This is a genomic window from Marinimicrobium alkaliphilum (genome assembly GCF_003259155.1).
Taxonomy (GTDB): Bacteria; Pseudomonadota; Gammaproteobacteria; order Pseudomonadales; family Cellvibrionaceae; genus Marinimicrobium_A; species Marinimicrobium_A alkaliphilum.
Genome location: NZ_QGMQ01000034.1, coordinates 1 through 243, shown reverse-complemented (window position 1 = coordinate 243; position 243 = coordinate 1). Strand labels below are relative to the sequence as shown.

Annotated in this window: 1 protein-coding gene; it reads left to right on the top strand. The window is 63.8% G+C overall.

The features are described from left to right. Positions 1-243 (top strand): U32 family peptidase C-terminal domain-containing protein (locus DKW72_RS16275; RefSeq protein ID WP_198411409.1); only part of this gene is annotated, 243 nt, incomplete at both ends.

The window sequence follows — 243 nt, the reverse complement described above, 5'->3', positions numbered from 1 at the left end:
TCAACAATGGGTGGCCGAGCCCGTAGCAGAACAGGGCGGCTGGACCGAGGTGGATGCCAAAAACGGCTTTGCAGTAGGTGACCGCTTGATCTTACTGACTCCCGCAGGTAATCATACCTTCACCCCGACTGCATTGCGGGACAAGACCGGCCAACCGATTGAGCGCGCGCCGGGTTCGGGGCGCCGGGTGCAGCTCCAGTTGCCGGTGGCCTGTGAACCGAGCACGGCGCTGGTGGTGCGGGT